The organism is Streptomyces sp. NPDC037203 (assembly GCF_055605065.1).
Genome location: NZ_JBVJUC010000009.1, coordinates 286,980 through 305,659, shown reverse-complemented (window position 1 = coordinate 305,659; position 18,680 = coordinate 286,980). Strand labels below are relative to the sequence as shown.

The window sequence follows — 18,680 nt, the reverse complement described above, 5'->3', positions numbered from 1 at the left end:
CGGAGCGGGTCCCTTCGGGCTTCGCCCGAAGAAGCGAACCGGGGCGCTGCGCGCCCCGGCCGCTCCCGCTCCGCGTGAGCGGATGCGGCTCGCTCCGCTCACCGCCAGGCGGAACGCGCTCCGCGCGCCCCGCCAACCGCAGGGCTCCCGGCCCGCGTTGCGGGCCGGGAGCGGCCTTCGGCCGGCCCGTGGCCTCCGCTGCGCTCCAGCCATCAAAAACGCAGCAGCAGCAAGGCAGGGGTGACGGGTAGTCGGGAGAGTGGCAGGCCGAACCAGGAAGGGGTGAAGCCGGGTTTACCAAACTCGGCCACGTTCGAGGGCTTTCCGCGCTCTAAGTGCTTCAGTTTGAAGCATGAGATAGACTCTGGACCCAGACAGCACCACCAAAAGATCGCCGGTGACTGGCCATCACGTCTACCCGGACCAGTCCCTACAACGAGCAGCGAATGGTGCACGGTGGTGACGGGCTGCCAGATGGCAGGCACAAGCGTCCAGTTGAAGCTGTCCGCCCCGCTCCGGGCCCAGAACGTGCACGCCCGTGGCCGAAGCTGACGCCCTGGTGACCGCTGTGCAAGCCAGTGCGACCGCCGGGATACAGACGAGGAGATCGGGACAGGACGGCAACGTCAGCCTCTCAAGACGCGCGGCTGACGGACACCTGAGACGAAGACATCGCCTCGAGAGGTGCGGAGAGCAGACCGCGATGCCCTTGAACACCAGCTGCAGGACGGGACCATCCCCACGAGCACGGGAAGCAGCCGGCCGCCGGGGCGGCGGCCGAGCCGGGCGCGAGACCACCCCCGCGCGGGCGCGGGGAGCAGGTCTCTACCGACGACACCGTGTACGGCAGGGGACCACCCCCGCGGGCGCGGGGAGCAGTGGTCGCACGTGCTGCGTGAACCGGTTCCGGCGGGACCATCCCCGCGGGCGCGGGGAGCAGAGCGCACCGGGCGCCACCACCAGACTTCGACGAGGGACCATCCCCGTGGGCGCGGGGAGCAGTCCAAGACCACGATGACCAACCGTGTCCGGTCGGGGCCATCCCCGCGGGCGCGGGGAGCAGTCACGCTGGGCGCGGAGCCGGTCCACGTAGGCGGGGCCATCCCCGCGGGCGCGGGGAGCAGGCGGCCCGCGCCATCCGGGCGAGGGTGGAGAAGGGACCATCCCGCGGGCGCGGGGAGCAGGGATCCGCTGGACGACGTAGTAGGGCGGGCCTCGGGACCATCCCCGCGGGCGCGGGGAGCAGGCGATCGCTCTGGGCGCCGTCGTCTACCTCGTGGGGCCATCCCCGCGAGCGCGGGGAGCAGTCGTACGCTGACGTGTGCCCACAGCGCCCGTGCCGGGGCCATCCCCGCGGGCGCGGGGAGCAGAGGACTTCGGTGCGGCCCTTGTCGCCCTTGGCGGGGCCATCCCCGCGGGCGCGGGGAGCAGGACTTGCGTGCTTTGCGTGGTGTGGCCGGGTCGGGAACATCCCCGCGGGCGCGGGGAGCAGCGTTCCGGAAACGGAGCGGCCCCCGAGCAGGAGGGAACATCCCCGCGGGCGCGGGGAGCAGCTCGATGACGGCACGGATGTAGGCAGCGCGCTGGGAACATCCCCGCGGGCGCGGGGAGCAGCGCAGGGCTTCTGCTGCTCGTTGGGGCGCGGCTACGTTGTGGCCTCGCCGAGCACCCGGACGACAGATCGCCGTGCGGCTCGGCTTCCCGCGAACTCCGCCTGGAAACAACGGCCTTGAGGAGCACCCGTGCTCAACCCCGTCGTCATGAAGTCCGACCTGCTGTTCAGCCTGCGGGACACGCTCCGTGCGGAGACCTTCGTCGAGGTGATCACCCCGACGATGCGCAGGGCCGATCTCGGTCCGGGGCGCCGTCTGCCGGTGGACCATGACGGCGGGCGGTTCCTGCGGGCGATGATCGGTCCGGCCCTGCGTGTGAACCTGGAGCACCACCGGCGCATCTTCGAGATCGGCGCGTGCTTCCGGCCCGAGAAGCCCGACGCGCTGCACGCGCCCGAGTTCCAGATGCTCGACCTCTACGCCGCCGGCGAGGACTTCGACTTCCTCCTGGCGCTCGCCGAGAGGCTGATCGGCCCGCACCTTCCGTACGCCCCGCAGCGCATCTCCGTCGCGGACCACCTCCGCGACCAGTTCGGCATCGACCTGCGCCACGAGCCCCTCGGCGACCTGCCCGAGCGGATGGCCGCCCACCTCGGCATGAGCGCGGACGTGCCGTTCAAGACGGTGCTCGGGCAGTACGTGGAGCGCGAGGTGGAGGTCCAGAGCACCGGCGCCGCGCTGTTTCTGATCGAGTACCCGGTCGGCGGGGACGAGCCGTGCGCCCGCCTCGCACCCGGCACAACCGCAGTCCTCAACCGATTCGAGGTCCTGGTCGACGGCATCGAGGTCGTCCACGGCTACGAAGACGAACCCGACGGGGCCGCGTTCGCCGACCGGGCCCGCGCAGTGGACCTGTACGACGACGAGCAGGCCCTGGCCAGAGCAGCGATCGACGCCGGACGTGTGCCGGCCAGCAGCGTCGGACTGGGCATCGGCATCGAGCGGCTGTGCATGGCCGCCTCCGGCATCAAGGACATCAGCGTCTTCCAGCCCTCACCCCAGTTCTGACCAACCGCGGGCCACCGCCCGGAAGGAGTAGCCATGGCCCTGTCGCTGCGCCCGCTCGACGAGAGCGGCTTCGGCGCCGTCGTCGATGCCGACCTCGCGCTCCACGCCGAAAGCCTGGCGCCCCAGCTGGCAGCGGCCTTGCACCGGCACCGGCTGCTGATCGTGCCCCGCCAGCACCTGACCCACGCCGACCTGCTGACCGTCGCCTCCTGCTTCGGGACCGTGGACACCGGCGTCGACCGCCGGTACGCCGTCGGCGGCTTCCCGGGCCTGACCGTCATCAGCAACATCGTCGAAGACGGCGAGCACATCGGCATCTACGACGGGGACAACGAGGAGGAGTGGCACGCCGACAACAGCTTCAAGCCCCAGCTCACCTCGGCGACGATGCTCTACTCGGTCATCACCCCCCAACGCGGCGGCGAGACCCGCTTCGCCGACGCGACCCGTGCCTACGCCGACCTCGCCCCTGCAGTGCGACAGCGGATCGACCCGATGCGCGCGGTGCACTCCATCGCACAGCTCGGTGTCCTGCAGAGCCAGGCCAGCGGCGGCCAGTCGTCGATCACTGCCGGGAGCCTGGCCGCCTGCCCGGAGGTCGTACACCCGCTCGTCCTGACGCACCCCGTAACCGGCGCCCGCTCGCTGCTGCTCGGCTCCATGGTGATCAGCGGCATCACTACCCTCGCCGAGCAGGACAGCCGCGCTCTGCTGGAGGAGCTGCTGCAGCACACGACCAGCGCGCCGTACGTCTACAGCCACCGCTGGCAGCAGGGCGACCTGGTGGTATGGGACAACCTCGCCACCCTCCACACCGCCTCCCCCTGCGACAGCTCCCGCCACCGCCGGCTGCTGTACCGCGCCACCGTCCGATAGCCCAAACCCCCGCGTTCACGCCGCTGGATGACCCGCGGCGAGAACGCGAGGGATGCCCCCGTAGCCGAGCCTAGGGTGTGCCCATGACCGCGAAGGTTCCCCTGAAAGAGACCGCTCTCAACGCCGAGCGCATCGCCCGCATCGGCCGCGAAGTCCGCGCCGTGTGCCCGGAGTTCGACGCCGACGCGTTCGTGACGTCCGTGATGGCGGACCTTCCCCGGCTGGAGCTGAGCGCCCGGATCGCCCGGACCAGCCAGGGCCTGCACGACCACCTCCCGGTCACCGGGCCGGACGCGCTCGACATCCTGCTGCGCTCGCTGCCGCCGACGCCCGCGGCCGCCGGGGTGACCAACGACTTCGGGCTGCACCTCTACTCGCCGCATTCGGACTACGTCTCCCGCTATCTGCGCACCGCCGAGCACCTGGAACGGGCGCTCGCCGCGCTGGCCCGCATGACGGCGTACTTCTCCGCCGAGCTCCCGGTGCGGCACTTTCTCGCCGACTTTCCCGACGAGACGATGAAGGCCATCGACGCGTGGAGTCGCGACGAGGACTTCCGGGTACGGCGGCTGGCGAGCGAGGCCACCCGGCCCCTGCTGCCCTGGGCCCCCCGCATCGCGCTTCCCAGCGACGCAGGTCTGCCCGTCCTCGAGACCCTCTACGACGACCCGCACCTCTACGTCCGCGCCTCCGTGGCCAACCATCTGGGGGACATCGCCGCCACCCAGCCCGACCTCGTGCTGGCCACCCTCCGCCGGTGGAAGGCCTCGGGACGGGTCACCGGCGAGCAGTTCGCCTTCCTCGCCCGCAATGCCCTGAGCAACCGATTGAAAGAGGGCTGGCCGCCCGCCTACGCTCTCCTCGGCTACGCCCACGACGCACCCATCTCCCTCACCCCGCTCGTCCTGGAGCGCACGGAACTCCGCGCCGGCGACGCTCTGAACTTCTCCGCAACTCTCACCGCCACCGCGACCGCGCCCGTCCACGTGATGAGCGTGATCGCCACCACGGGGCCGAGTGGCCGGCCGCGGGAGAAGGTGGCCTTCGTGCGCCGCGCCACCGCCGAGCCGGGCCAGGCGCTGCGGCTCGCCAAGGTGCACCCGCTGCGCTCGACCGCACGCTGGAAGGTCTCCCCCGGCTCTTACTCCCTCGCCCTCCAGGTCAACGGCCGTCGCTTTCCGGCCGTCGCCTTCACCGTCCTCGGTACCTGACCCGCACGCTCCCCTCTTCGAGTTCCGATCACCCGTCCCTGGCCGCCGCCGTCACGCGCCGCGGCTCGGTCCGCGCTGCCCGCAATCCTCCGAAGGAGTGATCCGACCTGATCGAACGAGTTTGAACGGCGACACCCCAGAGCTCGCACGGTCCGACCCCGGAATTAGAACCCGTGTTCACCAAATGCCCTCCGGGCGGGCCGTGACGGGACCAGATCCACCGCGTTTTTAGAGCATCAGTGCCACACCGACGCCCAGACGGAGGACGCCATGCACCCCGCCCTCGCCCCCTTGCAGCAGCCTCCCGGAATCGAACGGCGGCCCGGCCAGCCCACACGCAGCGTTGACGGCACGCCCACCTCGCAACGCCCGGATACGGGGTGGGCGGCATGAGCGAGCCCACCGATGCATCAGCCGACAGCGTTCCAGGGCCGCGCACCACCACCGCGCCGTCCCCCGCCCCCTCCGCGTCCGCCCCATCGGCGGCCACCACGCCCGCGCCCGAGGCGCAGATGCGGTACGTCGACCTGACCGGCAGCCGCGAGGCGGCTGGCCGCTCGATCCGGATGCGCGACATGGCCCGACGCCTGCCGCAACTGGTCCGCCGCTCGCTGGCTCTCGCCTGGCGCGTCGACCGGCGGGCGACCGTCGGCCTCCTGCTGTGCCAGCTGATCACCGGCGTGATGCAGGCCCTCGGCCTGGTCGCCATCGCCGGCACCCTGACCGCCCTGCTGCGCGACGGAGACGTCTACCACCGGCTCCTTCAGGCGTGGCCGTCCGTCGCTCTGCTCGCCGGGGCCGCCGGCGTGCGCGCGCTCCTCGGCATCACCGTGAACTGGCTCTCCTCCCGGCTGGGCCCGCTGATGTCCCGCGAGGCCGAGCAGATGCTGCTCACCGGCTGCGCCGAGGTCGAGCTGTGCGCCTACGACGACCCGGACTTCAACCGCGACCGCGAGGCCGCCGACCGCGGCGCCCAGGTCACCGGCGACCTGATCAACGAGGGCCAGGACCTGATCGCCTCGGCCGCCGCCTTCCTCGCCGGGGCCATCGTCCTGGCCGGCGTGCACTGGGTCCTTCTCCCACTCCTCGTCGCCGCCAGCCTCCCGCAGGCCCTCGCCCAGGTCAGCGCCGCCCGCGTCCGCTACCTGGCCAACCTGCGCAGCAACGGCGACAACCGCATGCTGTCCGTGCTGCGCTGGCACATCTACACCAAGGACGCCGCCGACCAGATCCGCGCCGGCACCATGGCCGGCTTCCTCTCCGGCCGCTACCGGGACACCGTCGCCCGGATCAACCGTGAGGACCGGGCCGCGGCCGACCAGGGCGCCCGCATGTCCCTGGTCGGCGCGATGTGCGGAGGGCTGGGGTCGGCGGTGGTGTGGGCGGCGGTCGTGTGGCTGCTCGCGACCGGCCGGATCACCGTCGGACATGCCGGCACGGCCGTCTTCGCCCTGCAGACCGTCGGCATGGCGGTCCGCGGCCTGGTGGCCGTCGGCGCCCGCGCCGTGCGGACCGGGCTGTACATGGACGACTGGACCGGCTTCCTCGACAAGGCCGGCGGCTTCCGCATGCGCCGCGGCTCCCACCACCCTGGGCCGCCGGAGAGGATCGAGGTCAAGTCGGTCACCCACCGCTACGCCGGCAAGGACCGCGACGCCCTGTCCGGCGTCTCCCTCACCCTGCGCCGCGGCGAGGTCACCGCGCTCGTGGGCTTCAACGGCTCGGGCAAGTCGACGCTGTCCAAGCTGGTCAGCGGGCTCTACCTCCCCACCGACGGGCAGGTGCTGTGGGACGGCGTCCCGATCGGCGACTGCGACCCGCAGGCCCTGTGGCAGCACGTCGCCCTCGTGCCGCAGGACTACGCGCACTGGCCGCTGACCGTGCGCGAGAACGTCACCCAGGGCCAGCCCACCGCGCGCGGTGACGCGGCGGTCCGCGAGGCGTGCGAGGCGGCCGACGCCGACGAGGTCGTCGACAAACTCGGCGCCGGCCTGGACACCCTCCTGGCCCGCGAATGGCTCAACGGGGAGGAACTCAGCGGCGGCCAGCGGCAGCGCATCGCCCTGGCCAGGGCCTTCTTCCGCCCGGCCGGACTGCTGGTCCTCGACGAGCCGACGGCCAACCTCGACCCCCGCGCCGAGTTCCGCATCTTCCAGCGGCTGCGGACCCTCGCCCAGGACAGGGCGGTGCTGCTGGTGACCCACCGCATCACCAACGTGGCCATCGCCGACCGCATCGTGGTCCTCGACGAAGGCGAGATCGTCCAGGAGGGCACGTACGATGAGCTTTCTCAACAGAGCGGTCTCTTCCGCCAGTTGCTCTCGTACCAGATCACCTCCGACCCGGACGGCGACAGGCACGAGGCTCCCGCGTGAGCCGCTGCCGCGCCACCTGCGCGCGTCCCGCCGCTGCGGTCCTTCCCGCCCCCCACTCCGCCGTCCCGAGGTGATGACGTGCCGCTCCCCCGTTCCCACATTCGCAAGACCACCGAGGCGTACCTGGCCCGGCATCCGCACGAACGGGACTCCCTCGCCGGGCTGATGTCCCTCCTGGACGGCGCCGACGACCCGGCCGACCGCACGACGCTCCCCGGCCACGTCACGTGCAGCGCGGCCGTCATCGACCGTGAACAGCGAGTGCTGCACATCGGCCACAAGGTCACAGGGCTGCTCCTCAACCCGGGAGGCCACGTCGAAAGGGACCGGACGCTGCTGGCCGCGGCGCTGCGGGAGGTGTGCGAGGAGACGGGCCTGCGGCCGGGCGACCTGTGCCTGACCCCGCAGTTCCTCGGCGCCCCGATCGACATCGACGTGCACGACATCGACGCCAACCCCGCCAAGGGCGAAGGTGCGCACCAGCACTTCGACTTCCGCTTCGCCTTCTACCTCGTGCCCGAGCAGCACCCCCCGCTCGCCTTGCAGGGCGAGGAGGTCACCGGCGCCCGCTGGCTCGACTTCGCCGAGGTCCGCTCCTCGACGTTGCGCGCCAAGCTCCTCCAGGCCCGCGACCGGGGTCTCGACGGGAGGCCGGAGCCCGTCAACGCCTCCGCGCTGATCCACGACGGCCACGGCAGATACCTCCTCCACCTGCGTGACCAGCGTGAAGGCATCTGGGCACCCGGCACTTTCGCGCTCCTGGGCGGCGGCCGCACACGGGACGACGCCAGCCTGGAAGCGACCCTGCGGCGCGAACTTGCCGAGGAAGCACCGGGGCTGGAGGTGGACGGCCTGGCACCCTACGCGCTGGAGGAAGCGACGAGCGTCGACGGCCTCGCGGTGCCGATCCAGGTCTTCCAGGCCCGCTGGAGCGGCGACCCGGAGACAGTGGACCTGCAAGAGGGCGTGCTGCTGCGGTGGTTCACCCCGGACATGCTCGAGCGGCTGAACCTCAGCCCCGGGCTCGGTGACCTCATCCGCCGGCACGCCGCCGACCATCCCCCCGCCGACAGCCCGCCGCCCCCGACCCGGCTGCTGCGCGACGAGGCGCCCAAGGGCACCGAGCTCCACATCGTCGGTGTCCACCTCTACCTGGAGGACGCCCACGGACGCATCCTTCTCGGCCTGCGCCACCCCGACTCGGCGTACGCGGGCAGCATGTGGCACTTCCTGGCCGGGCACTGCGAACGCGAGGACGCGGTCAGCTGCCTGATCAGGGAAGCCGAGGAGGAGGCCGGGCTGGTCATCGACCCGGACGACGTCGAGCTCGTACACCTCGTCCACCTCGTGGACTCGCCGTCCGCCCGACCCCGGATCGGCCTCGTCTTCAGGGCCCGCACCTGGTCCGGCACCCCGGCTGTCCGGGAGCCCGACCGGTGCGTGGAGTGGCGGTGGTGGAGCCCGAAGGACCTCCCGGACGCCGTCGTTCCCTACACCCGCCAGGCGATCGAAGGGGTGCTCGCCGGGCGCCTGTACTCGCAAAGGGGGTGGGAGCGGCGATGACGACCCTGGACACGAGCCCGGCCGCCTCCGGACCGGCGGAGCGGGCGCCCGACACCGACCCGCTCGCGGTGGGCGCGGCTGCCGCGCGGGCGGCGATGGTCGCCGAGCTGGAGGCGCGGCACGGGCTGCGGAACGGGCCGGTGCGCGATGCCCTGCTGGCGCTGCCGCGCGAGGTGCTGATGCCGCAGGCGTATGTGCGGCGCAGTGCGCCGGGCGAGGACCCGCCGCGGTGGGATCTGCTGGACTGGTCGGCGCCGGAGGACCGCTCCGAGCTGCTCGGGCTGCTCTACGGCGGGGGCAGTGTGCTCGTCCAGCACGACGGGGAGCCGCTGCTGGGCCGGGTGCGCGGGACGCGCTCGGGTGCGTCGATCACGTCGATGTCGACGGTGATGGGGCTGACCGTCTCCCTGCTGGAGGAACTTGACCTGCGCCCCGGTCAGCGGGTGCTGGACGTCGGCACCGGGGCGGGGGTGAGTTCCGCGGTCGCGTGCGAGATCTGCGGCGACCGTGGGGTGGTCACCCTCGACCGGGACCGGCATCTCACCGACGCGGCCGCGGTCCGGCTGGCCGACCTGGGGTTCCGGCCGCAGGTGGTGTGCGACTGGGGCGAACAGGGCGTACCAGGGCAGGAGTTCGACCGCATCTTCGTGTCGTACGCGATGCATCGCGTGCCGACGGCGCTCGTCGACCAACTCGCCCCCGGCGGCAGGCTCCTCGTGCACATCACCAGCGCGTCACCGTCGTGGCCGGGCCTCGCCGTCGTGGAGCGCACTGCCGACGGGCGGATCGCGGCGGAGCTGCGGGCCGTGGAGTTCGCGCACCGGGCGGGGCACGGCATGAAGCGGATCTGGCTGAACGAGGAGTTCCGCCGGCGCATCAGCTCCGAACCGGGCACCTGGACCCAGCGGAGCATGGCGGCGCCGCCGGCCGATGCGGACCGGGGCCTGTGGCTGGCCGCAGACCATCTCCTCGGCGGCCTGGTGCGGGACTTCGGCGCCGAGCACTTGGTGATCGGCGCGCCCGACTGCGGCTCGTGGCTGCGCGTCGAGCCAGTGGGCTACCGGCGCTGGAACGTCACCACCCGGGGACCGCGCGACATCTGGAAGGAACTCCAGGACCTGAAGGCCCGGTGGCAGGCGGCCGGCAGCCCCAGCCGCTACCGCCTCCACATCGAGCCGGACGGCGGCCAACGGGCCGCCTCGGCGTGCGGCCGTCTGACCTGGCCCCTTCCCCTCCTCCGCCCGATCCATGAAGGAACCGCCCCGTGACCTGCCCCGACGACGTCCTCGCGAACGACGGCCCCTGCTGGAAGTGGCCGTGTTCACGGTCCGCTCAGCTGGCATCCGGCAGATGCCCGATGAGCGGCGGACAGCGGCACACCGAACCGGTGGACGTCCACCTGATCCTGCGCCGGGAGACCGCCGACGGGCCGCAGGTGCTGCTGTCCCGGCGAGCCGGCCCGGTGTACGCCGCGGGCCTGTGGCACCTGCCGTCCGGGCACCTTGACGGTCCGCACGAGGACGTCGTCACCGCCCTGGTGCGCGAGGCGCGGGAGGAGACCGGCGTCGTGATCGATCCGGCCGACGTGCGGGCCGCCGTGACCGTGCACCACCGAAGTCCCGGCGGGGCCAGTCGTACCGGGCACTTCTTCGAGGTCCGGAGGTGGCAGGGCGAGCCGCGGATCGCTGAGCCGGACGTGTGCGACGCGATGGACTGGGCGTCCGTGGACGCACTGCCCGCGGACATGGTGGCGTACTGCCGCGCCGGCCTGGACGCCTACACCGCCGGCGCACGGCTGGCCCTGCATTTCCAGATGCCCGGCGACGCCGTCGCCTTCGACCCGGCAGTCGATCGGATGCGCCTCGTCGCGGACGTGACCGGCGGGCCGGCCCCTGGCGGTCCCGATGCGGCAGTCGTGGAGTTCACGGAGCGGGCGGTCGGCCGGATCAGCAGATGGACGGACACGTCGTGGGCCCGCGAGACCAGCCGCGTCTGGCGCGCCGACGGCGCCCAGGGAGGCACCTGGTATGTGAAGGTGCACCAGAACGGCCGGTTCCACGACCGGGAGGTGCGGGGCCTGCGGACGTGGGCGCCGGCGCTGGGCGCGGCCGCGCCCCGGCTGGTGGCCGCCGACGAGGTATTGCGGGCCGTGGTGATCACCGCGGTGCCGGGCCGCCCGCTGCACGGCGTGGTCCTGGCGCCGGAGCGGGAGAGGGCTATCTTCCGCCGGATCGGCGCGCTGGCCCGCCGTATCCATCAGTCCTGCCCCGCCCGGCCTGCTCCTGCCGGCAGCGGTCCGGCGGTCGCGAAGGCGGACCGGCATCTGGCGGCGGCGCGGGCTCATCTCCAGCCGGGCGACGAGGAGTTCCTGCGCGCCCTCGTCGCGCAGGCCGAGGAGCTGGAGCCGCTGGAGTGGGTGGAGACCCACGGCGACCTTCAGCTCCGCAACATCCTCTACGACCCCGACACCCCCGGCGAGGCGGCGGACTCCGGGCCCTTCCTGGCAGTGATCGACCTCGAGCGCAGCGAGCCGGGACCGGCCTTACGGGACCTGGTCCGCCTGTCCGACGCCTGGCACGGGCGCGACGACCTGTACGAGGCGTTTCTGGCCGGGTACGGCAGGCCCCTGACCCCGGCCGAGGAGGCCCGGCTGGTCATCGACGCCGCGCTCGACTCCGTGAGCGGGATCGCGTACGGCGCCGCCCACGGTGATGTGGAGCTGGTCGAGCGCGGCCGTCGGACGCTGGCCCGGCTGCGCGCCGAGGATCGTGCAGCCTTTTCACCGACAGGAGACGCACAGTGAACGCCGACATGACACCCGCTGCCTCAACCGAGCCGCCGGACGATGCCGGGCGGCCGCTGGTCCGCGCGGCCACCCCCGCCGACGCCGAGGCCATCATCCGGATGCGCTCCCAGTACGTCCTGTCCGCACCGATGACAAAGGAGTGGATCCGGCGGTGCACGGAGGAGCTGGCGCCACGGCTGGAGCCGGAGGGGGACGCGCGGGCCTTCGTCGTCGACGCCCCCGACGGGACGATGGCGGCCTGCGCACTCGGCCTGCTCCACCCCGTGCTCCCGGCCCGGTCCTACCCCCGGGGCCTGGCCGCCCGCGTGCAGCTGGTCGCCACCCGGCCCGAGGCACGGCGCCGCGGCCACGCCCGGGCCGTCGTCTCCGCGCTCCTGGAACACCTGGCCGACGTCGAGGACGTCACGCTGTTCGAGCTGCACACCAGCGCGGAGGCCGCGCCGCTGTACCGGGAGTTCGGGTTCAGCGGCGATCCCGCGCTCATGCGGATGACCCGGCGCAGCACATCCGCCGTCGCCCTTCCTGCTGCGAGAACTAACTCCTCGTGGGTGCCACCGGAGCAGTACGCCCAGGCCCTGCCGAAGGCCGTCGCATTCGTCTGCCTCTACGTCACCGACGAGAACGACCGGCCGCTCCAGCTGCACTCCGTCTACTCCCCCGGCCACCCCTGGCACATGATCGGCGGAGCGATGGAGCTGGGCGAGCGGCCCTGGGACGCGGTGGTGCGTGAGTGCCGGGAAGAGACCGGCATGACCGCTGTGGGTCCGCCCCGGCTGCTGGCCACCGTGTTCGGGCAGCCCCAGGAGCGGCGTCCGTACAGCACGCTCCAGCTCGTCTTCGACGGCGGACGCCTCACCGATACCCAGATCCGCGCCCTCACCCTCAACCCGCGCGAGCACGACGAGGCCCGCGTCCTGCCCCTGACCAAATGGGAGGCACTGATGCCAGCCCACGACTTCGCGCGGCTACGCGCCGTGGAGGAAGCCCGCCGCACCGGCGTGGCCGCATACGTCGACACCTGGGGGGACGCATGACCAGCAGCATCATCTTGATGTCGGACCGCCGGGTTGCTGCGATCCCTGTGAAGGAGTGCGGCGAGGATCTCGTCGACGTCCGCGCGCACGGCCTGACAGTCGACGACCGCAAGCGCGACGAGACCGGGGCCTGGGCCCACGTACGGCAAGGTGTCCTTGCCCGGCTGCTGCACGCCCAGTCGCTGCTGCCCACCGGTGTGCTGCTGCTGTTCGTCGAGGGCTTCCGGCCGCCGGCCCTGCAGCGCACGTACTTCCAGGAGTACGCCGCCGAGCTCGCACGCGCGCACCCGGACTGGCAGGCCGCCGAACTCCGAGACGCGACCAGCCGCTTCGTGTCGCCCCCGGAGATCGCGCCGCACTCGGCCGGCGCGGCCGTCGACGTGACGCTGATCGACCACCAGGGCCACGAGCTGGACATGGGCACCCGCGTCAACGCCTCCCCGGAGGAGTCCGACGGCGCCTGCTACACCGACACCCCTGGCCTCAGCGTCCGGGCCCGAACGAACCGCGCCACCCTGAGCGGCGCGCTGTCCGCAGCAGGCTTGATCAACTACGGCACGGAATGGTGGCACTGGTCGGCCGGGGACCGGTACTGGGCGCTGCAGACCCAGCAGCCAGCCGCCCTCTACGGCCCCGTCGAACTGCCCTGACCGTCACCCCACCATTCACGAACGAGGAGCGATCTGTGGGAATCAACCGGACCGTCTGGTCCGAGCACTACAGCCAGGGGCGGGGGTTCCGGCGGCTCGGCGACGATGAGAAGAAGTTGATCACCGAGCACGCACCCGCGCAGCAGGGCGGCCGCGCGCTTGACGTCGGCTGCGGAACGGGCGAGATGGCCGCCTATCTTGCCTCGCTCGGGTACGAGGTGGACGCTGTCGATGCGGTTGAAGCCGCGCTCGTGCGGGCCCGCACGGAACACCCCGACACCCGGGTGCGGTGGCTGTGTCTGGACATCGAACGAGACGACCCCGCCCCACTGGATGACGGACTGTATGACCTGGTGGTCTTCCGCTTGTCGGTGGCCTTCGTGCACGACCGCACCCGTGTCCTGCACACTCTCGGGCGCCGGCTGCGCGAGGGCGGCACCGTGCTGATCATCACCCCGCTGGCCGCGCACACTTCCACGGAAAAGCGGCACATCGCACTGGACGAGGAGGAGATCACCGCCCTCACCTGCGGATGGACGAGCGTGCAGCGCTTCGCCGCCGGCGACCTGGCGGCGCTTCTCCTGCGCGGGCCGTGCGCGGACACGGTCGCCACAGAGCGGTCTGTGCCGGCCACCGGCTACGCCGTTGCCGGGGCGCTGGCTGTCGTCACCGACGAGCATGGGCGGGTCCTGCTGGGCTGGTCCAAACGCGACATGTGGGAAATTCCCGGCGGGAAGCTCGAGGGGCTTGAACCGGTGGACGGGGCCGGGGCGCGTGAGCTCGCCGAGGAGACCGGCCTGCACGCCACCGGCGCCGGCGTGGTGGCCATCCTCACCGATGCCGCCCAAGGAGTTCCGCGGGTGACCGCGGTGGTCCGGATCACCGGCATCACGGGCGCCCTCGTCACCGCGGAGCCGGAGAAGTTCACGCGCTGGGAATGGCACGACCCCCACGGTCTTGGATGTCTCGGCCCGGTGTTCACCCCGAGCGCTCAGGCGCTGAACTGGGTTTGGCCCGGCGCCATCCCCGGCCTGCCGCCGGTGAATGCCTATCCGGTCGTCGCCGAACTGGCGCCGGTGCCCGGGGAGCCGGCCGAAGCCGTCCGGCTGCGCCAGCGCATGGCCGATGCCGTCATCGCGGGCGGCTGGGCACCCTCGGCCAATGTCCAGGAGGCGCTGCGCACGGTGCCCCGGCACCGATTCGCACCGGAGACGGACCTCCAGACCGCGTACGACGACGACCTCGCCGTCGTCACCCGCCGGGACGAGAACGGCCAGGCGATCAGTTCGGTCAGCGCAGCATGGCTCCAGGCCGATATGGCCGAGCAGCTCCGGCTCAAGCCCGGGGCGACTGTCCTCGAGGTCGGCTCCGGCGGGTACAACGCCGAGCTGCTCGCCCACATCGTCGGGCCAGCCGGCCGGGTCGTCACGGCGGACCTTGATCCATACGTGGTGCACCGCACACGGCGGCTGTGCGCGGAGGCCGGCAGCGGCCGGGTCACCGCCGTCCTCGGCGACGGCCGTCTTGGCGCGCCGGGACACGTCCCCGCCCGCGGCTTCGACGGGGTGGTGATCACACACAACGCGTCGGACATCGCCGCGGCCTGGCGCGAGCAACTCCGTGACGGAGCGCGGCTGGTGGTGCCGCTGGAGATGGGCGGCTACACCCGCTCTCTCACCCTGGTCCGGCGCGGCGACGTGCTGTACTGCGAGCACTGGACGTACTGCGGGTTCGTACGTGACCGCGGCGCCGCCGCCCGCACCGCCCCCACGGTTCGCCTGGCTGGCGGCGAGGTCACTGTGCGGTGGGAAGACGGGGGGCCGGGTGACATCACTGGGCTCGAGGAGGCGCTGCGCGGGCCCCGGCACGAGCTCACCACCGGCCTGGTGGTCCAGGGCGTGTTCAACTTCGAGACCCTGCAGATCTACGCCGCGACCACCCTGCCCGGCTTCTGCCGCCTGACCGCCAGGGAAGGATCCGCGCTGGTGGCGCAGCAAGACGCGGCCGCGATGCTGGTGGATGGCTCCCTCGCCTACCTGACCTACCGCAAGGTCAAGGACGCCCCGGAACCGGCCGACCGTCTCACCGAGTTCTTCATCCACGCCTACGGCCCGGCAGCCGACGAGCTGGCGCAGCGCTTCGCCGACTGCGTGCGCACCTGGGACCAGGAAGTGCGCGAGAGCGGGTACCCGCCGATGACCGTCCACCCGGCCGGCACCCCGGATGAGCAGCTGCCGGTAGGGGACGTACTCGACAAACCCTCCGCACGGCTTGTCCTCCAGTGGCCCGGCCGCGTTCCCGACGAGACACAGTCCCTGCTCCGTGACGTGGTGCCGCCCGGCCCCGTTGAGCGTCCTGGGGCCGACGTCGTGGCGGAGGAGGTGTGACGGTGGAACGGGCTGCGCGTCAGGTGGTGTTCGTCGCTCCGTCGGAGCGCGACGAGCGCGACCGGATGCGTCGCGCGCACGCGGCTGCCGCGAGGCAGTTCCGGGTGTCCGCGTCGGGGCCGGAGGTGTGGGGGTGGCAGGGCCGCACCCTGGGGCGACGGGCTGGGGGTTGCTGGCTGCGGATCGTCTCCGCCGAGGCGAGCAAGGCGGGCGGACGGCTGTGGGAGGGGACGGCGACCGCTGACACGCGTGTGCCGCGGTCGGTACCGCGGCCGCAGCTTCGCGGCCTCCTCGACTGGACCTCAGCGGACGTCGCCTACCGGGCGGAGTGAGTACGTGGCCGTCCCGCCAGTCACCAGCGGCACTCCCGCGCTCGACCAGGACACCGCTCTGCCCGACTCCTGGTGGGCGGAGCTGAAGTCTGCGCTCGGGGCGCTCGCGACGGTGCCCACCGACCGGGAATCGGTACGGCAGAACTGGGTCGACCGGCACTTCCGCCGCTTCCTCGGCGTCGACCCCGTCCGGATCGGTGAGACGACGACCGGGCACGCCGATCTCCTTCACGCGTACTCGCTGGCCGCGCCGGAGACCGCTGCCCGGATCCGGCACGAGTTCGCCCACGTCCTGGACACCGACGCAGGCCGGGCTGGCGAGCTCATCGCGCTCGCCCAGCTTCTCCAGACATGCTCCCGCGGCGTTCACCCCGCCCTCGCCCCGCTCATCGCCCGCCGGGCCCAAGAGCTCACCCACACCCCCGTACCCACGCCGTGACCGGCCCGGAGGCCCCCGTGACGCAACCGACTGCCGTTCCCTCTCTGCTCGGCGTCTTCGCACACCCGGACGACGAATCCCTCGTCGCCGGAGGCGTCCTCGCCCAGCACGCCGCCACCAGCGCCCGCACCGCGGTCGTCACCGCCACATGGACATCCGGCAGCCACCGCGCTCCCGAACTCGCAGAGGCGCTGAGCCTCTTGGGTGCCGGAAGCCCGCGGCTGCTCGGCTACGCCGATGCCCGCAACCCCGCCTCGGCACCCGACGGCGCCGTGCGCCTCGTCGACGCGCCCCTCGACGAGGCGGTCGGCCGGCTGGTCGCACACATCCGTGAGGTCCGGCCCGACATCGTGATCGGCCACGACGCGCTGGGGCAACTCACTGGGCACCCGGATCACCGGCGCGCCCACCAGATCACCCTCCTCGCCGTCGAGGCCGCGGGCCTGTCGCACCTGTACCCCGACGCCGGTGAGCCCTGGCAGCCGACCGCCCTGTACGCGGCCACGCACTCGGAATCCGGGATGGGCCGGCTTGGCCCGCTCCTTCAGAGCGTGGGCAAGACGCTCCTTGCGGTGCCGGACTCGTACGTGACCACGAGTGTCGACGTCTCGCCGTGGGCCGCGGTGAAGTGGGCCGCGATCTGCGCCCACCGCAGCGAGGTCGCTCGCCCGCGGCCCCTGCCCGGCTTGCTCGCCCGCCTGCCCGAACCGGAGCGCAATCAGATCATCAGCACCGAGCAGTTCACCCGGCTCTCCCCCGGCCCCGCGCCGGGGGACCCGCACCAGCTCGTCGCCTGACCGGTCCACCGCCCACAGAGTTCCGCCCGCACGATCGGAGACGAGATGACCGCCACGCCCTGCCCTGACGCGCCGCCCAGCACGTCGATGACCGACGCTGAGTACGGGGCCTTACGCGCCTCAACAGCCCTGTGGGCCGGAACATCCGTGTTGATCACCGACCGGCACGGCCGAATCCTGATCCAGCGCGTCGACTACCGCACGACCTGCCTCCTGCCCGGCGGCGCCGTCGACGCGGACGAGTCCCCGGCCCAGTGCGCCGCGCGGGAACTGCAGGAGGAACTCGGCGTCACCACGACCGTCGACCGCGGGCTCGCCGTGGACTGGGTCAGTGCCGACTGCCTGAACGCGCCCGCCAGCATGCGCTTCCCCGGCGAGATTCTGCACGTCTACGACGGTGGGACGTGGGACGACGAGCAGATCGCCGCCATCCGGCTGCCCGACCGAGAGATCACGTCCGTCGAGTTCGTCGAACCCGCCCGGCTACCGGGCCTGATGGCGCCGGGCGACGCCCGCCGGGCCTTGTCCGCCCTACGCGCCCGCATCAACACCGCCGGGCCTGCTCTGCTGGAGAACGGCCTCCCGATCGCCCCCACCATCCTGGACCGGGCCGGCGCCCTTCGCACCGCCCGCGCCCGGCACCACCTGCCCTTCCACGTCGGCCCCGCCGTCCCAGAGCAGCTCTCGGTGGTCCAGGTCTGGGGCTGGCTCCTCGCTCCCGACGGCCGCGTCTTGGTGCTGCTGGAACCGGACACCGGCGCGGCCCTCCTGCCGGGCGGCACCCCCGAACCGCCCGACCGCGGCGACCCGTTCATCACACTGCGCCGGGAGGTATGCGAGGAAGCCGCGGCCGAGTTCGGCGAACCGCTGTTCCTCGGCCACCTCTGCGAACCCGACAACCCGTACGCCCGCCTCCGCTACGCTGCGCCCCTCACCCGTCTCGGCCCGCCGCCCGTCGACCCGGCCACTGGCCGCACCCACATCCGGATCCTGGCCACACCCGAACAGGCCCTGGAACTCTTCGACTGGGGACTCCCGGCAGCCGAGCAGCTCACCGCCGTCCACCAGGCCCGAGCGCGGCTCGGGATCCCCCGTGCCGCGCGGCAGCCCCTCACCGAACTGCCGGACGCCACCGACCTCACCACCTTGTAGCCAGCCCGCCCGTACCGCCCGCCACCAGGGTGTGGACTTGCGGCTGCGTGCCGTCCCGCGCTACCTCGCCCTGATCATGCCCCTGTCCGGCACCCACGGCCGCTCGGCCCGCATGGTCAGGATGGGGTGCGACGCGGGGCTCCGCCCCGGGAGCGGAACGTGGCCCCGGCGTCTTCGAGGAGGCGGTGCACACCGCCGTAGGAACGGCCCGTCTCCTCCGCCAGCGCCCGGATGCTCGCGCCGGCGTCGTACTTCTTCTTCAGGTCCTGGGCGAGCTTGTCGCGGTCCGGGCCGGGCGTGAGCCGGCGAGCCGGAGTCTTGTTCGGCATGATCGGATTCCTCCCTGACATGCGACGGATGCTGCCATGATCGCGCGAGGCGGTGGCGGGGGCTATCGGTTCGTCTGAGGTCCGAACGAGGAGATGACCGCTTACGCG

14 protein-coding genes are annotated in these 18,680 nt (G+C 72.5%); 13 read left to right on the top strand and 1 reads right to left on the bottom strand.

The features are described from left to right. The first annotated feature begins 1,742 nt into the window (after window positions 1-1,742). The 13 genes from ACZ7EC_RS24720 (at window position 1,743) to ACZ7EC_RS24660 (ending at window position 18,243) form a co-directional block, all read left to right on the top strand. Window positions 1,743-2,621 (top strand): amino acid--tRNA ligase-related protein, encoded by an 879-nt coding sequence (locus tag ACZ7EC_RS24720; protein ID WP_471065753.1) that lies wholly within the window; start codon window positions 1,743-1,745, stop codon window positions 2,619-2,621. Window positions 2,622-2,654: 33 nt separating this feature from the next. Beyond that, complete coding sequence (locus tag ACZ7EC_RS24715; RefSeq protein ID WP_471065751.1) at window positions 2,655-3,497, top strand: TauD/TfdA dioxygenase family protein; 843 nt, start codon at window positions 2,655-2,657, stop codon at window positions 3,495-3,497. Window positions 3,498-3,580: 83 nt separating this feature from the next. Then, complete coding sequence (locus tag ACZ7EC_RS24710; RefSeq protein WP_471065749.1) at window positions 3,581-4,708, top strand: hypothetical protein; 1,128 nt, start codon at window positions 3,581-3,583, stop codon at window positions 4,706-4,708. A gap of 512 nt (window positions 4,709-5,220) precedes the next feature. Continuing rightward, window positions 5,221-7,083 carry an ABC transporter ATP-binding protein gene (locus tag ACZ7EC_RS24705; protein ID WP_471065778.1) on the top strand — a complete coding sequence of 621 codons (1,863 nt, stop codon included), beginning with the start codon at window positions 5,221-5,223 and terminating at the stop codon, window positions 7,081-7,083. A 78-nt stretch (window positions 7,084-7,161) separates the two neighbouring features. Further along, complete coding sequence (locus tag ACZ7EC_RS24700) at window positions 7,162-8,646, top strand: NUDIX domain-containing protein (RefSeq protein ID WP_471065747.1); 1,485 nt, start codon at window positions 7,162-7,164, stop codon at window positions 8,644-8,646. Next, window positions 8,643-9,914 carry a protein-L-isoaspartate O-methyltransferase family protein gene (locus ACZ7EC_RS24695; RefSeq protein WP_471065745.1) on the top strand — a complete coding sequence of 424 codons (1,272 nt, stop codon included), beginning with the start codon at window positions 8,643-8,645 and terminating at the stop codon, window positions 9,912-9,914. Before ACZ7EC_RS24700 ends, ACZ7EC_RS24695 begins: the two co-directional genes overlap by 4 nt. Before the next feature lie 89 nt (window positions 9,915-10,003). Beyond that, complete coding sequence (locus ACZ7EC_RS24690; protein ID WP_471065743.1) at window positions 10,004-11,449, top strand: phosphotransferase; 1,446 nt, start codon at window positions 10,004-10,006, stop codon at window positions 11,447-11,449. Window positions 11,450-11,457: 8 nt separating this feature from the next. Then, window positions 11,458-12,486 carry a bifunctional GNAT family N-acetyltransferase/NUDIX hydrolase gene (locus ACZ7EC_RS24685; RefSeq protein WP_471065741.1) on the top strand — a complete coding sequence of 343 codons (1,029 nt, stop codon included), beginning with the start codon at window positions 11,458-11,460 and terminating at the stop codon, window positions 12,484-12,486. After that, on the top strand, window positions 12,483-13,136 hold the full coding sequence (locus ACZ7EC_RS24680) for a M15 family metallopeptidase (RefSeq protein WP_471065739.1): 654 nt from the start codon (window positions 12,483-12,485) through the stop codon (window positions 13,134-13,136). Before ACZ7EC_RS24685 ends, ACZ7EC_RS24680 begins: the two co-directional genes overlap by 4 nt. Beyond that, window positions 13,049-15,523, top strand: a complete 2,475-nt coding sequence (gene fxlM, locus ACZ7EC_RS24675) for a methyltransferase, FxLD system (RefSeq protein WP_471065737.1) — start codon at window positions 13,049-13,051, stop codon at window positions 15,521-15,523. The genes ACZ7EC_RS24680 and fxlM overlap by 88 nt, the downstream gene beginning before the upstream one ends. Window positions 15,524-15,859: 336 nt before the next feature. Next, complete coding sequence (locus ACZ7EC_RS24670; RefSeq protein ID WP_471065735.1) at window positions 15,860-16,294, top strand: hypothetical protein; 435 nt, start codon at window positions 15,860-15,862, stop codon at window positions 16,292-16,294. Between the two features lie 17 nt (window positions 16,295-16,311). Further along, the gene (locus ACZ7EC_RS24665; RefSeq protein WP_471065734.1) at window positions 16,312-17,091 is read left to right on the top strand and encodes a PIG-L deacetylase family protein; all 780 of its coding nucleotides are present in this window, start codon (window positions 16,312-16,314) and stop codon (window positions 17,089-17,091) included. Window positions 17,092-17,238: 147 nt separating this feature from the next. After that, window positions 17,239-18,243 carry an NUDIX hydrolase gene (locus tag ACZ7EC_RS24660; protein ID WP_471065733.1) on the top strand — a complete coding sequence of 335 codons (1,005 nt, stop codon included), beginning with the start codon at window positions 17,239-17,241 and terminating at the stop codon, window positions 18,241-18,243. 116 nt (window positions 18,244-18,359) lie between these two features. Here ACZ7EC_RS24660 and ACZ7EC_RS24655 read toward each other — a convergent pair whose 3' ends face one another. Next, window positions 18,360-18,572, bottom strand: coding sequence for a helix-turn-helix domain-containing protein (locus tag ACZ7EC_RS24655; protein WP_471065732.1), 213 nt, complete (start codon window positions 18,570-18,572; stop codon window positions 18,360-18,362). Window positions 18,573-18,680 lie beyond the last annotated feature (108 nt).

What these genes read in the sequence shown, in the direction of transcription:
- ACZ7EC_RS24685 (WP_471065741.1), top strand. Translation starts at nt 11,458, where the DNA reads ATGACACCCGCTGCCTCAACCGAGCCGCCGGACGATGCCGGGCGGCCG.
- ACZ7EC_RS24695 (WP_471065745.1), top strand. Translation starts at nt 8,643, where the DNA reads ATGACGACCCTGGACACGAGCCCGGCCGCCTCCGGACCGGCGGAGCGG.
- ACZ7EC_RS24690 (WP_471065743.1), top strand. Translation starts at nt 10,004, where the DNA reads ATGAGCGGCGGACAGCGGCACACCGAACCGGTGGACGTCCACCTGATC.
- ACZ7EC_RS24715 (WP_471065751.1), top strand. Translation starts at nt 2,655, where the DNA reads ATGGCCCTGTCGCTGCGCCCGCTCGACGAGAGCGGCTTCGGCGCCGTC.
- ACZ7EC_RS24705 (WP_471065778.1), top strand. Translation starts at nt 5,221, where the DNA reads ATGCGGTACGTCGACCTGACCGGCAGCCGCGAGGCGGCTGGCCGCTCG.
- ACZ7EC_RS24710 (WP_471065749.1), top strand. Translation starts at nt 3,581, where the DNA reads ATGACCGCGAAGGTTCCCCTGAAAGAGACCGCTCTCAACGCCGAGCGC.
- ACZ7EC_RS24680 (WP_471065739.1), top strand. Translation starts at nt 12,483, where the DNA reads ATGACCAGCAGCATCATCTTGATGTCGGACCGCCGGGTTGCTGCGATC.
- fxlM (WP_471065737.1), top strand. Translation starts at nt 13,049, where the DNA reads ATGGTGGCACTGGTCGGCCGGGGACCGGTACTGGGCGCTGCAGACCCA.
- ACZ7EC_RS24655 (WP_471065732.1), bottom strand. Translation starts at nt 18,572, where the DNA reads ATGCCGAACAAGACTCCGGCTCGCCGGCTCACGCCCGGCCCGGACCGC.